The sequence below is a fragment of the Streptomyces sp. KL116D genome (genome assembly GCF_030766975.1).
Lineage (GTDB): Bacteria > Actinomycetota > Actinomycetes > Streptomycetales > Streptomycetaceae > Streptomyces > Streptomyces longispororuber_A.
Genome location: NZ_JASERH010000114.1, coordinates 1 through 13986, shown reverse-complemented (window position 1 = coordinate 13986; position 13986 = coordinate 1). Strand labels below are relative to the sequence as shown.

The window sequence follows — 13986 nt, the reverse complement described above, 5'->3', positions numbered from 1 at the left end:
TTGGGGTGGGGTTATCCCCCGCCGGTTATCCCCCCTTGCCGATCAATCCCCTCCGCCAATGAAGCTCCCTCCGCCAATCAAGCCCCTCCGGCGATTGAGGAGCGGGGTCCGGGGCGGAGCCCCGTGACGCCACGCACGCCTGCCGCTTCGGCCGCTCAAGCCCCTCCGGCGATTGAGGAGCGGGGTCCGGGGCGGAGCCCCGTGACGCCACGCACGCCTGCCGCTTCGGCCGCTCAAGCCCCTCCGGCGATTGAGGAGCGGGGCCCGGGGCGGAGCCCCGAGACGCCACGCACGACTGCCGCTTCAGGCTCCAACCCGGCCCCCACCCGAAACGCGGCAGCGAACCCCTCACCCCCGAGCACCGCCGAAACCCTCCCCACGACCCGGTCGACATCCCCCCGCTCCGCCGGAGGCAACGGCGCCCCGACCGACCGCCGAGCCGCATCGGCCGCCCCGAGCAGCAACGCCGCAGCCCCCGCCTCCCCGGCCAACGACTCCGCGCCCGCCAGCCCCTCCAGGGTCAGGGCGAAGGCCCGCGGCTCGGCCAGCGTGCGGGCGGCGTCGAGGCCGCGCAGATGGTGGGCGCGAGCCGCCTCCGCATCGCCCCGCAACTCGGCGAGGAACCCGAACTCGGCGCTGCGCAGATGGTCGCCCGCCGGTGAGAAGAGTTCACCGTGGGCGTCACGCAGCCGGACCAGATGGCGCTCGGCGGCGTCGAGGTCGCCGGAGCGGCGGGCGCCGAGCGCGAGCCCCATCTCGGCGTGGATCTCGCCGTACTTGTAGCCGTGCTCGACGGCCCGCTGACGCCCCCGTTCGTGCAGGTCACGGGCGCGGTCCCAGTCGTGGCGGAGCAGTGCGACGCGGCCGAGCCCGGAGAGCCGGGCGGACACCTCGGAGGCGAGGCCGAGCTCCTCGGCGATCCGCAGCCCCGCCTCGCCGAGCCGTTCGGCCTCCTCGTACCGGCCCTTGATCTCGGCGAGCGCGGCGAGCGGCTGGACGGTCTGCAACTCGCCCCAGGCATCCCCGAGTTCACGGAACAGCGCGGCGGAGCGCAACCCGTCCCGCTCCAGGGCGGCCAGGTCGCCGCGGATCAGGGCGTGCAGGGCGCGCAGGGCGAGCGTGGCGGCGGTGGACCAGCGGTCGTCGGGGTGCGGCGGATGCGCGTCGAGGTGGCGTCCGCAGGCGTCGGGGTCGCCCCCGTTGAACACGCCGTACGCGTAGAGCCAGTGAGCCGGAGCAGAGACACCGACACCGGAGACACCGGAGACGGAGACGTCGGAGATACCGGAAACACCAGAGGCGTCCACCGCAGCCCCGACGGCACCGGTCAGCAGCCCGAACGCGGCCCGCAGCACCACAAGTTCACCGTCAGCGGCCCCCACCGCCCCCACCGCCCCCACCGCCCCCGCCGCCACCGCGGACAACGCCCGGTACGCCTCCGTGAGCCGCCCCCGCAGCAGCCACCACCAGGCGAGGGCGGTGCCGAGCCGCACCGCGGCGGCCGGATCGCGCCGCACCGCCTCGTCGAGCGCGGCCCGCAGGTTCGCGGACTCGGCGTCGAGCCGCGCGAGCAGGTCCCGCTGCCCGCCGCCGCGCAGTAGGGGCGCGGTCCGTTCGGCGAGACCGAGGTAGTGCCGCAGGTGCCGGTCCCGTACGGCGTCGACGTCCGCCATCTCCGCGAGCCGCTCCAGGGCGTACGCCGACACGGACTCCAGGAGCCGGTAGCGCGGCCCGCCGCCGGGCCCCGGCACCACGACGACCAGCGAACGGTCCACGAGCCGCGTCACCAGGTCGAGCACCTCGTCGCGGGCCACCCCGTCCCCCGCGCAGACGGCCTCCGCGGCCTCCAGGGTGCAGCCGTCGCGGTGCACGGCGAGGCGGCGCAGCACGATCCGCTCGGGCGCGCCGAGCAGCTCCCAGCTCCAGTCGATCATCGCGCGCAACGTCTGCTGCCGCGCCGGCAGCCCTCGCTGCCCGGCCCCGAGCACCCGGAACCGGTCGCCGATGCGGGCCGCCAACTCCCGTACGCCCAAAGCCCGTACGCGGGTGGCGGCCAGTTCGAGGGCGAGCGGGATGCCGTCGAGACGCCGGCAGATCTCGGCGACCGCGGCGGTGTCCTCGGCGTCGTCGGGCGCGAGCGTGGCGCCGCCCGCCTCCGCCCGCGCGATGAACAGCCCCACGGCGTCCGCCTGCCGCAGCGGCTCGACCGGGAGCACGGTCTCCCCGGCGGTGGCCAGACCGAGCGGTTCCTGGCTGGTGGCCAGCACGCGCAGCAGGGGCGCGGCCCGCAGCAGGGTGTACGTCAGGCCGGCGGCGGCCTCGACGACGTGCTCGCAGTTGTCGAGGACCAGCAGGGCGCGGCGCTCGCGCAGCACCCGGGCCAGCCGGCCGGCCGAACCGCCGTCGAGCGGGGTGCCCGCGTCCTCGCGCAGCCCGAGCGCGGCGGCGACGGCCTGCGCGAGATCGTCGGCGTCGCCGCGGACCCCGGCGAGTTCGACCAGCCACACCCCGTCGGGGGCGGTCCCGGAGGCGCGCCGCGCGGCCTCCACGGCGAGCCGCGTCTTCCCCACGCCGCCAGGCCCGGTAAGAGTCAACAGCCGTTCAGACGCGAGAAGTTGAGCCAGTACGTCGAGGGTGTCGTCGCGCCCGACGAGCGGGGTGGCCGGCGCCGGGAGACGGTCGCCGCCGGGCGCGGGCGCGGGGGAGGGCGGTGCCGGAGCGGGCGCTCCGGTGGGGGCCAGGCTGTCGTCCTGCCGGAGGATCGCCGCGTGCAGGGCCGTGAGCTCGGGCGACGGATCCACGCCCAGCTCGTCCGCGACGACCTTGCGCAGCTCCTCGTACGAGGCGAGCGCCTCGCTCTGCCGGCCGGCCCGGTACAGCGCGCGCAGCTGGAGGGCGCGCAGATGCTCGCGCAGCGGGTGCAGCCGCACCAGCGCGCCCAGCTCACCCGCCACCACGTCGTGCTGCCCCAACCGGAGTCTGGCGTCGGCCCGTTCCTCCACCGCGACGAGACGCAGCTCGTCGAGCTGCCGCACCGGCGCCCGGGCGAACTCGGCGTCGGCGAAGTCCGCGTACGCGTCCCCGCGCCACAACTCCAGTGCCCGGTCGAGCAGTTCCACCCGCTCCGTCGGGTCCGGCACGGCCCGGGCCCGCTCCACGGACTCCCGGAACGCGACGGCGTCGACCTCGGCGCCGTCGAGCACGAGCCGGTACCCCGCGGCCTCCCGCACGACGCGCTCACGGCCGACGGCGCGGCGCAGCTGGGAGACCTTGGCCTGCAGCGAGTTGGCCGGGTTCCCGGGCGGCCGGTCGCCCCACAGGTCCTCGACCAGCCGGTCCACGGACACGACGCGCCCCTCGTGCGCGAGCAGCACGGCGAGCAGCCCCCGGACCTTCACCTCCGGCACCCCGACCAGGCCACCCGCCCGATCCCGTACGACCAGTCCCCCCAACACCCCGAACCACATCCCCAGAAGGTACCCGCCACCCCCGACAAGCCGACGGAGTCGGCGCTTCAGGGGCGCGGGGAACTGCGCGACCAGCCACGACGCACCCGCACCCGCCGACGAACCCCACCCCCAACGGCGCGAGGGCAACCACCCCGACCTCCTCCCTCAGCCGACCTCAGCCGACCTCAGCCGACCATCAGCCAACCCTCAGCACCCCCGAACCCCGCCCCCGCAGAGTCGTCCCGTCCACACCGACCACGCACCACCATCACCCCCCGGGACGGGAGCCGAGCCATGACGAAGTACGGAGGCCGCACAGCCGTCATCACCGGCGGAGCCACCGGCGTAGGACTGGCCATCGCCAAACGCCTGGTGGAAGGCGGAGCCCACGTCCTGGTCACGGCCCACACCCCCACCGACCTCCCCCGAGCCCGCACCGAACTGGGCCGCACCGCCCACCTGTTGACCGGCCCCACACCCCCGCCGGCCACCGTGGCCGACCGCCTCGGCCGCATCGACCACCTCTTCGTCCACGCGGGCACCGCCACCACCCCACCGGCCACCGCCGCAACCGAGGCCCGCGCCACCCTCACCGCGCTGCTCCCCCTGCTCGCGCCCGGAGGGTCCGTCGTGCTGAGCGGCTGTCCCGCCACCCAGCCCGCCCTGCGCGCCTGCGCACGGGAGGCCGCGGCGCGCGGCGTCCGGGTCAACACCGTGGCGGGCGGCCACGACGACGACCTGATGCAGCGCCGCGGCTCGGCCGACGAGGCGGCCCGCGCCGCGCTGTTCCTCGCGGTGGACGCCCCGCTCACGACCGGCACGGAACTCCCCGTAGACCTCCCCACCCCACCCGCACGCACCCCCGGAGACACGCACGATGCCTGACACGACCCCACACCCCACAGCCACCCACATCCACGCCCACGCCCACACCCCGACCCCCACCTCCACCTCCGCCCCCACTCCCACCCAGACCCCCAAACTCCCCCTCCCCGCCCTCCTCGCCCTGGCCACGGCCGTCTTCATCACGAGCCTCACCGAAACCCTCCCGGCGGGCCTCCTCCCGGCGATGAGCGGAGCGCTCGGCGTCAGCGAGTCCGCCACCGGCCAGACGGTCACCGTCTACGCGGTCGGCACCTTCCTCACCGCGATCCCGCTCACCGCCGCGACCACGGCCTGGAACCGCCGGCGCCTGCTGCTCACGGCCATGGCCGCGTTCGCCGTGGCCAACACGGTGACCGCGCTCTCCTCCTCGTACGCCCTGACGATGACGGCCCGCTTCGTCGCCGGTGTCGCGGCCGGTCTGGCCTGGGCCCTGCTCGCCGGTCACGCCCGCCGGCTCGCCCCGCCGAACCTGGAGGGCAAGGCCCTCGCGATCGCCATGGCGGGCATCCCGGTCGCCCTGTCGCTCGGCGTCCCGGCGGGCACCTTCCTCGGTTCGGCGCTCGGCTGGCGCACCGCGTTCCTCGCGATGACGGCCCTGACGGTGGTCCTGCTCGGCTGGATCCGGCTGGCGGTGCCCGACCACCCCGGCCAGGCCCGTTCCGCCCGCACTCCGATGCGGCACGCCCTCCGCGTCCCCGGGGTGTCGGCCGTCCTCACGGTCACCCTCGTCCTCGTCCTGGCGCACACGATCCTCTACGCGTACATCGCCACGTTCCTCGACGACCTCGGCCTGGGCGGTTCGACGGACGTCGTCCTGCTGGTCTTCGGCGCGGCCTCGCTCCTCTCCATCTGGATCGTCGGCGCGCTCGTCCACCGCCGGCTGCGCGCCCTGACCCTGGCCGGCACCGTCCTGATCGCCGTGGCCGCCGCCGCTCTCGCCCTGCTCGCCGACAGCACCCCGGCGGTGTACGCCGCCGCCGCGCTGTGGGGCCTCGGCTGGGGCGGCATCCCGACGCTGCTGCAGACGGCGGCGGGCCGGGCGGGCGGCGAGGAGGCCGCCGACGCGGCCCAGGCGATGCTCGTCACCTTGTGGAACGTCGCGATGGCGGTCGGCGGGGTGGCGGGCGGCGTGCTGCTCGACCTGGCCGGTTCGGGCTCGTTCCCGTGGGCCGTCCTGCTCCTGCTGGCCCCGGTCCTCGCCGTGGTCACCGCGTCCCGCCGCCACGGCTTCCCCACCACCTGACCCCGACCGCTCCCCCCCCGCCAACTCACCTCCACACCAAGGGAGTAGGACCATGACCACGCACGCCACGCCGACCACGCAGACCATCACCACCCCCACCACCCCCACCACCCGTACTTCCCACCCCACCCACCTCTTCGAGCCCACCGACCTCGCCGGAATCCCCCTCGCCAACCGCCTGGTCATGGCCCCGATGACCCGCAACCGCGCCACCGCCGACGGCGTGCCCACGCCCCTCATGGCCACGTACTACGCACAGCGCGCCGCGGCCGGCCTGATCGTCGCCGAGGCCGCGACGCCGAACGCGGTCGGCCGGACGTACCCGAACATCACCGCCCTGCACACCGACGCCCACGAGGCGGGCTGGCGCCAGGTCACGGAGGCCGTCCGGGCGCGCGGCGGCCGGATGTTCCTGCAGCTCCAGCACGGGGGCAGGGTCGGCCACCCGGACACCAGCGGACTGACCCCGCTCGCCCCGTCCCCGGTCCCGCTCCCGGACGGCATCCACACGGCCGCCGGTCACCTCCCGGCGCCCGTGCCCCGGGAGCTGACGCCCGACGAGATCGCCGCCACGGTCGCCGACTTCGCGGCCGCGGCCCGCCGGGCGGTCGCCGCGGGCTTCGAGGGCGTCGAGGTCCACTCGGCCAACGGCTATCTGCTGCACCAGTTCCTGGCGGGCAACACCAACCGCCGCACCGACGCGTACGGCGGCCCGGTCGCCCACCGCATCCGCTTCACGATGGAGGTGGTCCGCGCCGTCGCCGAGGCGATCGGCCCGGAGCGGGTGGGCGTCCGCCTCTCGCCCGGCCTCACCGTGAACGGCATCGAGGAGGGCGACACGGAGGCGATCTACCCGGCGCTGGTGGCGGAGCTCAGGTCCGTCGGCCCGCTCGCCTACCTCCACGTCGTGTACGCGAACCCGTCCGACCCGGTCTTCCGTGCCATCCGCGCCGCCTGGCCCGGCACCCTGATCGCCAACCCGGTCCTGCCCGACGGGCCCCTCGCCGCCGAGCCGGTCCACGCGGCCGCCGACCGGCTGCTCGCGGCGGGCGCGGACCTGATCGCCCTGGGCCGCCCGTTCCTCGCCAACCCCGACCTGGTCACCCGGCTCCGGACGGGCGCGCCCCTGAACCCCGTACGGGACGCGTACCTGATGTACGTGGGCGGGCCGGAGGGCTACACCGACTATCCGACGCTGCCCGCGGCCGGCGCCGCCGGGTGAGATCAGGGCTCGGGGGGCTCGGGGCTCGGGCCCCGGGCTCCCCTGAACGGGCGGATGAACGGGCTGTCAGTGTGTATGTCCCACATATCGGTGCGCATCCGGACTAAGCCAGTAAAAAACCCCGGAGAGTGTATGGACACCGCTCAGATCCCCGTGGACGTACTCCACTGGTCGCTCGCCATCCTGCCCATCGTCGTCCTGCTCGTCTTCCTCGTGCCCCTGCGCTGGCGCGCGCCCGAGGCCGCGCCGATGGCGATGTTCACCGCGGCGATCGTCGCGCTGGTGGCCTTCAAGACGCCGTGGCACACCCTGGCCGTCGCGTGCGGCAAGGGCGTGTGGGACGCGATCTTCATCCTGTACGTGATCTGGCCGGCGCTGCTGCTCTACCAGGTCACCAAGCAGGCCGGCGCCTATGACGCCCTGCGGCGCGGCATCTCCAGGTTCAGCCGCAACGAGCTGTTCATCATCCTGGCGCTGGCCTGGGTCTTCTCGTCGTTCCTGCAGGGCATCGCGGGCTTCGGCGCCCCCGTCGCCGTGGTGGTGCCGCTGCTGATCGCCGTCGGCGTCCGGCCGGTCCACGCGGTCGCGATGGGCGTGCTCGCGCACGCGTGGGCCCGTTTCTTCGGCACCCTCGGCGTCGGCTGGCTCGCGACGCTCCAGGTCGCCGACGTCGAGGACGCGACGCAGGCGGCGTTCAAGTCGGGCCTGCTGATCCTCATCCCGACCTACCTCGGCGGCTTCCTGGTCGTCTGGCTCTACGGCCGCTGGGCCGCGGTCCGGCACGCCTGGCCGCTGGTCCTGATCCTCGGCACCATCCTCGGCGTCGGCCAGATGCTCTCCACGCTCTTCAGCCCGGAGCTGTCGACGTTCCTGGCCGCCGCGGTGGCCCTCCTCGCGCTCTACCCGCTGTCGCGCTGGCGCCGGTTCGGCGAACCCATCACCGGGATCAGCGAGCGGCCGGCCATGGCCGAGCGCCGGGTCGAGGAGAAGGAGGAGGCGCCTCCGGTCATGAGCCTGGGCATGTCGTGCCTGCCGTACGCCGTGCTCCCGCTGGTGACCCTGAGCGCGCTGCTGATCGGGCCGCTCAACGACCAGCTGCGCAAGTGGACCCTCGGCATGCCGTTCCCGGCCGTCGACACCGGCTACGGCATCGACATCGACGCCACCGACAAGTACGCCCCGATCACGCTGCTGACCCACCCCGGCACGATGCTGCTGATCACCACCCTGGTGGTGTGGATCGTCTACCGGTGGAAGGGCTACTACCGGGCCTGGGGCCGGCTGCACGCACCCGAGCGGATCTCCTCGTCGCTGCTGATCGACGCCGTGCCCGCCTCGGTGCCGGTGATCGCGTTCCTGGTGACCAGCCGCATCCTCGACCACAGCGGCCAGACCCTGACGATCGCCCACGGCATCGCCGACGTGTCACCGCCGTACGTCTACGCCGGCATCGCCTCCGTGATCGGTGCGCTCGGTGCCTTCATGACGTCCAGCAGCACCGCGTCCAACGTGCTCTTCGCCGGTGTGCAGAGCGACGTCGCGCACCTGCACGGCATCAGCGCCGAGTCGATCGTCGCGGCCCAGGCCGCGGGCAGCGCGTACGGCAACGCCATCGCTCCGGCGAACATCGTGCTGGGCACCAGCATCGCCGGAATCAAGGGCAAGGAAGGCGCCGTGCTGCGCCTGACGATCGGCTGGACGGTCGTCGTCGCGGTGCTCACCGGCATCGCCACGATCGTTCTCGTAGCGGTGAGTTGAGAGGGCAGTCATGGACAAGAAGCTCAAGGCCGAGACGGTCTCCCTGGTGCTCCTCCTCATCGCCTTTCCCGTGATCAGCACCGGCGCGACCGACGACCACCGGGCCGTGTGGTGGATCGGACTGGCGGCCTTCGTCCTCGGCGGCCTGCTGCCGGTCTGGACCCGCTACATGGACCACTCCACCGACAAGCCGACCGACATGGGCATGGAGTACGACGAGCGCACGTCGTAGCCCTCCCCGGAGTCCCGGCAGCCCGCCCCAGGAGGCGCTGATGAGTCACCCCGACGGCCCCCGCACGGGCCGCCCCCCGACGTACGCGGCGAACGGCGTCGTCGCCACGCCCCACCACCTCGCCAGCGCCGCCGGGCTCGACGCCCTGCAGCGCGGCGGCAGCGCGGTCGACGCGGCCGTCGCCGCCAACGCGGTCCTGTGCGTGGTCTACCCGCACATGGCCGGGCTCGGCGGCGACGGCTTCTGGCTGATCGGCGAACCCGACGGCCGGGTGCACGCGATCGACGCGAGCGGCCCGGCCGCCGCCGGCGCGACGCTCGACCGCTACCGCGCCCTGAGCGGCGACGACGGCGAGATCCCCGCCCGCGGGGCCCAGGCCGCGCTCACGATCCCCGGCGCGGTCGACGGCTGGCGCCTGGCCCACGAGCGGTTCGGGAAACTCCCGTGGGACTCGCTCTTCCGGGCCGCCGTCGGGCACGCCCGCGACGGCATGCCGGTGAGCCGTTCGCTCGCCGACTGGCTGGTCCAGGACGAACCGATCCTGAAGGCCCGGCCCGACACCGCCGCCGTCTACCTGCCGGGCGGCCGGGTCCTGCGCGAAGGACAGCGCCTGGTCCAGGCGGGCCTGGCCGACTCCTTCGAGCGCCTGGCCACGCACGGCCCCCGCGACGGCTTCTACGAGGGCCGCACCGCCGAGCGCCTCTGCGCGGCCCTCCAGCCCCAGGGCTCCCCCCTCACCCCCGACGACTTCGCGGGCTTCCACGCCGAATGGGCCGACCCGATCTCGTCGTCGTACCGCGGCCACGACATCTACGAACTCCCGCCCGCCACCCAGGGGTTCACCGCCCTCCAGATCTTCAACCTGGTCGAGGGCTTCGACATCACGGCCCTCGGCGAGGGCACGGCCGACTACTACCACCACATCGTCGAGGCCGTGAAGATCGCCTTCGCCGACCGCGACGAGTGGCTGACCGACCCCCGCTTCGTGGACATCCCCGTCGACCGGATGATCAGCAAGGAGTACGCGGACGAACGCCGCCGGCTGATCGACCCGGAGCGCGCGGCCGACATGAACTCCGTCCCGCCCGGCATCCCCTACGCCCATCCGCACGAGCGGCGCGTACCGGCGGGCGACACCTGCTACTTCAACGCGGCCGACTCCGACGGCATGGTCGTCTCGCTGATCCAGTCGATCTACCACGACTTCGGCAGCGCGGTCGTGGGCGGCGACACCGGGATCGTCCCGCAGAACCGCGGCGCGTTCTTCTCCCTCGACGAGAACCACCCCAACTGCCTGGCGCCCGGCAAGCGCACCTTCCACACCCTCGTCCCCGCCCTGCTCCTCAAGGACGGCAGGCCGCACCTCGCCTTCGGCTCCATGGGCGGCGAGGGCCAGCCGCAGTCGCAGGTGGCGCTGGTGACCCGGATGCTCGACTTCGGCTACGACGTCCAGCAGGCGATCGAGGCCCCGCGCTGGCTGATGGGCCGCACCTGGGGCACCCCGTCGCGCAACCTCTCGCTGGAGGGCCGGATCAGCGACGAGATCGTCCGCGACCTCAAGCGCCGCGGCCAGCCGGTCCAGCCGGTCACCGACTGGAACGACAACATGGGCCACGCCCAGGCGATCCGCGTCGACAGCGAACAGGGCTTCTACGAAGGCGGCGCCGACCCGCGCGGCGACGGCGCCGCGCTCGGCTTCTGACCTGTCCGTCCACGCCGCCCACGGGGGACCCGAGGAATACCTGTGTCAGACATCTGGATCACGCTGTCGGTCATCGGCCTGGCGATGGTGCTCTTCATCTGGAACGTCGTGCCCGCGGCCGTCGTCGCGATCGGCGCCTCCCTGACGCTGTTCTTCACCGGCGTGCTCACCATGCCGGAGGCGGTCACCGGGTTCGGCGACCCGGTGGTCGTCCTCATCGCCGCGCTGCTCGCCATCGCGGTGGGCCTGGAGACGGCGGGCGTCGGGGCCTGGGCCGGGCAGTTGCTGATGCGGCTGAGCGGCCGCAGCGAGACCGTGCTCATGGTGGCGCTCATGGTCGTCGCCGCCGTCTTCAGCGGACTGATCGGCATGAACGGCGCGGTCGCCGCGATGCTGCCGGTCACGGTCGTCATCGCGGTCCGCACCGGCATCGCACCGTCCCATCTGATGATCCCGCTCGCCATCGCCTGCCTGAAGGGCGCGAAGCTGACGCTGCTGGGCTCGCCGGTCAACGTCATCGCCGCCACCGAGGCCGACAACGCGGGCGTCGGCCACATCGGCTTCTTCGCCTGGTCGATCCTGGGCATCCCGCAGCTGATCGGCTCGATCCTCATCGTCGTGTTCCTCGGCAAGCGGCTGCTGCCCGAGCGGCGCGGCCAGTCGATCCCCGCCGACTTCAGCGGCCACGCCCACACCCTGGTCGACCAGTACGGCCTGGAGGAGGACCTGCACCGGCTGCGGGTGACGGCCGGTTCCCCGCTCGTCGGCACGCCGTGGAACGCGCTCGACCTCTCCGGCCACCCCGGCCTGCGCACGGTGGCCGTCCTCGACGGCGGCAAGGCCCAGCGTCTCGCCCGCGACCAGCTGTCGGCCGGCGACGTGCTGCTGGTCAGGGGCGACACGACGGAAGCCGAACAGCTCGCGTCCGAGCGGCAGTTGGAGCTCGTGCCGGGCGACGGCCACGCGGCCCTCGCCGACCTGCTCTTCAGCCGCGAGTCGGGCCTCGCCGAGGTCGTCGTCCCCCAGCGGTCCGAGATGATCGGCCGACGCGTCTTCACCGGGATGACCACGGCGGACGAGGACCTGATGATCCTCGCGGTGCAGCGCGGCGGCGCCGAACTCCGCCGGGCCGGACTGACGCTGCGGGCGGGCGACCACCTCCTGCTCCAGGGCACCTGGCCCGCCCTCGACCGCTACCTGTCGAACCCCCAGGTACTGGTCGTCGACCCGCCCCACCAGGTCAAGACGCAGGCCGTGCCGCTCGGCAGGGGCGCGGGCCCGGCCATCGCCATCATGGGCCTCCTCGTCGTCCTGCTCGCCTTCGACCTCGTCCCCGCGCCGATCGCCGCCCTCGTCTGCGCCTGCCTGATGGTCGTCTGCCGGGTGGTGCGGCTGCCCCAGCTCTACCGCGGCATCGACTGGAACACCTGCATCCTGATCGGGGCGATGATCGCGCCCGCGACCGCCATGACGAAGAGCGGCGCGGCCCAGATGATCGGCGACCACGTCGTCAGCGCACTCGGCGACGCAGGACCCCGCGTCGTCCTCACCGCGCTCTTCCTGGTCTCGGTGCTGATCACCCAGTTCATCTCCAACACCTCGACCGCGCTGGTGATGATGCCGATCGGCCTGGCCACGGCCAACGACCTCGGCGTCTCCCCGCTCCCCATGCTGCTCGGCGTGGCGATGGGCGCGAGCGCCTCGTTCCTCACCCCGTTCGCGAACGGGGTGAGCCTGATGGTCTACGGCCCCGGCGGCTACCGCTTCGGCGACTTCTGGCGCCTGGGCACCGTCGTACTGATCTGGACCCTGATCGTGACGGTCCTCGTGACGCCGCTCTACTGGCCGTTCTGAACCGCCCCCGACACCGCCCGGCACCGACCGGCCCCGCCCGACAACGCCGAAGGGCCCCGCTGCAAGCAGCGGGGCCCTTCGATCGCCCTGACGGGCGGAGGCGGAGGATACGAGATTCGAACTCGTGAGGGGTTGCCCCCAACACGCTTTCCAAGCGTGCGCCCTAGGCCTCTAGGCGAATCCTCCGCGGCAAACAATACAAGACGTTGAGGAGTGCTCGCGAACTCGTTCCCACCCACCCGGAGCATGTACTCTTGGCGCAGCCCCTCACGTGGCGCTATCTGACTGAACTCCCCCAGGGCCGGAAGGCAGCAAGGGTAGGTCGGCTCTGGCGGGTGCGTGGGGGGCGCTTGCGTTTCCGGAGCGGGTTCGCCGTCCGGGGCGGCCGTGGTTGTCAGTGGGCGCCTATAACCTCGTATGCGTGTCGTCTCTCGCGCTGTACCGCCGTTATCGCCCGGAGTCGTTCGCCGAGGTCATCGGGCAGGAGCATGTAACCGACCCGCTGCAGCAGGCGCTGCGGAACAACCGGGTCAATCACGCGTACCTGTTCAGTGGTCCGCGCGGCTGCGGCAAGACGACCAGCGCGCGCATCCTGGCCCGCTGCCTGAACTGTGAGCAGGGTCCCACTCCGACGCCCTGCGGCGAGTGCCAGTCCTGCCAGGACCTCGCGCGGAACGGACCGGGCTCGATCGACGTCATCGAGATCGACGCGGCATCGCACGGTGGTGTGGACGACGCCCGTGACCTGCGCGAGAAGGCATTCTTCGGCCCGGCGAGCAGCCGGTACAAGATCTACATCATCGACGAGGCCCACATGGTCACGTCGGCGGGTTTCAACGCACTGCTGAAGGTCGTCGAGGAGCCGCCGGAGCACCTCAAGTTCATCTTCGCGACCACCGAGCCCGAGAAGGTCATCGGGACGATCCGGTCGCGCACGCACCACTACCCGTTCCGGCTGGTCCCCCCGGGCACCCTGCGGGACTACCTGGGCGAGGTGTGCGGCAAGGAGGACATCCCCGTCGAGGACGGCGTGCTGCCGCTCGTCGTGCGCGCGGGCGCGGGTTCGGTCCGTGACTCGATGTCGGTCATGGACCAGCTGCTCGCCGGCGCCGCCGAGGACGGTGTGACGTACGCCATGGCGACGGGCCTGCTCGGGTACACGGACGCCGCGCTGCTCGACTCGGTCGTCGAGGCCTTCGCCACCGGTGACGGCGCCGCCGCCTTCGAGGTCGTGGACCGCATCATCGAGGGGGGCAACGACCCGCGCAGGTTCGTCACCGACCTCCTGGAGCGGCTCCGTGACCTGGTGATCCTGGCCGCGGTCCCGGACGCGGCGGAGAAGGGGCTGATCGACGCCCCGGCCGACGTCGTGGAGCGGATGCTGGCGCAGGCGAGCACGTTCGGCGCCGCCGAGCTCAGCCGCGCCGCCGACCTCGTGAACGAGGGCCTGACGGAGATGCGCGGTGCCAATTCGCCGCGCCTCCAGCTGGAGCTGATCTGCGCGCGCGTGCTGCTGCCCGCGGCGTACGACGACGCACGTTCCGTCATGGCCCGCCTCGACCGCATCGAGCGGGGCGGCGTCTTCACCCCGGGCGGGCAGGGCGCCGCGCCTCCCATGGCGTACGTCCCCGGTCCCGACGC

9 protein-coding genes, 1 tRNA gene and 1 other RNA gene are annotated in these 13986 nt (G+C 73.3%); 9 read left to right on the top strand and 2 right to left on the bottom strand.

The genetic code is table 11. The features are described from left to right. Window positions 1-233 precede the first annotated feature (233 nt). Window positions 234-3467, bottom strand: a complete 3234-nt coding sequence (locus RBJ77_RS43960; RefSeq protein WP_372350123.1) for a BTAD domain-containing putative transcriptional regulator — start codon at window positions 3465-3467, stop codon at window positions 234-236. Window positions 3468-3743: 276 nt separating this feature from the next. Between RBJ77_RS43960 and RBJ77_RS43955 the strand changes: the two genes are divergently transcribed. From RBJ77_RS43955 to RBJ77_RS43925, 7 genes are all read left to right on the top strand, one after another. Beyond that, a complete protein-coding gene (locus RBJ77_RS43955) occupies window positions 3744-4334 on the top strand; it encodes an SDR family NAD(P)-dependent oxidoreductase (protein ID WP_372350122.1) in 591 nt (196 codons plus the stop codon). Beyond that, window positions 4327-5577, top strand: a complete 1251-nt coding sequence (locus RBJ77_RS43950; protein WP_372350121.1) for an MFS transporter — start codon at window positions 4327-4329, stop codon at window positions 5575-5577. The genes RBJ77_RS43955 and RBJ77_RS43950 overlap by 8 nt, the downstream gene beginning before the upstream one ends. A gap of 52 nt (window positions 5578-5629) precedes the next feature. Next, on the top strand, window positions 5630-6799 hold the full coding sequence (locus RBJ77_RS43945) for an alkene reductase (protein ID WP_372350120.1): 1170 nt from the start codon (window positions 5630-5632) through the stop codon (window positions 6797-6799). A gap of 90 nt (window positions 6800-6889) precedes the next feature. Continuing rightward, window positions 6890-8557, top strand: coding sequence for an L-lactate permease (locus RBJ77_RS43940; RefSeq protein ID WP_372350119.1), 1668 nt, complete (start codon window positions 6890-6892; stop codon window positions 8555-8557). A gap of 10 nt (window positions 8558-8567) precedes the next feature. Further along, window positions 8568-8789, top strand: a complete 222-nt coding sequence (locus tag RBJ77_RS43935) for a hypothetical protein (protein ID WP_372350118.1) — start codon at window positions 8568-8570, stop codon at window positions 8787-8789. A gap of 40 nt (window positions 8790-8829) precedes the next feature. Next, the gene (gene ggt, locus RBJ77_RS43930; RefSeq protein ID WP_372350117.1) at window positions 8830-10491 is read left to right on the top strand and encodes a gamma-glutamyltransferase; all 1662 of its coding nucleotides are present in this window, start codon (window positions 8830-8832) and stop codon (window positions 10489-10491) included. 42 nt (window positions 10492-10533) lie between these two features. Beyond that, window positions 10534-12345, top strand: coding sequence for an SLC13 family permease (locus tag RBJ77_RS43925; protein ID WP_372350116.1), 1812 nt, complete (start codon window positions 10534-10536; stop codon window positions 12343-12345). Between the two features lie 101 nt (window positions 12346-12446). On the opposite strand, the gene RBJ77_RS43920 is transcribed toward RBJ77_RS43925, so the two are convergent. Then, window positions 12447-12531 (bottom strand) — tRNA-Ser (locus RBJ77_RS43920). Between the two features lie 72 nt (window positions 12532-12603). On the opposite strand from RBJ77_RS43920, the gene ffs reads away from it, so the two are divergent. Further along, window positions 12604-12702: signal recognition particle sRNA small type (gene ffs / locus RBJ77_RS43915), an RNA gene on the top strand. A 64-nt stretch (window positions 12703-12766) separates the two neighbouring features. Then, window positions 12767-13986 (top strand): DNA polymerase III subunit gamma and tau (locus tag RBJ77_RS43910; RefSeq protein WP_372350115.1); only part of this gene is annotated, 1220 nt, incomplete at its 3' end.

Excerpts from the sequence above, each read along its gene's own strand:
- RBJ77_RS43960 (WP_372350123.1), bottom strand. The coding sequence starts at position 3,467 with ATGTGGTTCGGGGTGTTGGGGGGACTGGTCGTACGGGATCGGGCGGGT.
- RBJ77_RS43955 (WP_372350122.1), top strand. The coding sequence starts at position 3,744 with ATGACGAAGTACGGAGGCCGCACAGCCGTCATCACCGGCGGAGCCACC.
- RBJ77_RS43950 (WP_372350121.1), top strand. The coding sequence starts at position 4,327 with ATGCCTGACACGACCCCACACCCCACAGCCACCCACATCCACGCCCAC.
- RBJ77_RS43945 (WP_372350120.1), top strand. The coding sequence starts at position 5,630 with ATGACCACGCACGCCACGCCGACCACGCAGACCATCACCACCCCCACC.
- RBJ77_RS43935 (WP_372350118.1), top strand. The coding sequence starts at position 8,568 with ATGGACAAGAAGCTCAAGGCCGAGACGGTCTCCCTGGTGCTCCTCCTC.
- ggt (WP_372350117.1), top strand. The coding sequence starts at position 8,830 with ATGAGTCACCCCGACGGCCCCCGCACGGGCCGCCCCCCGACGTACGCG.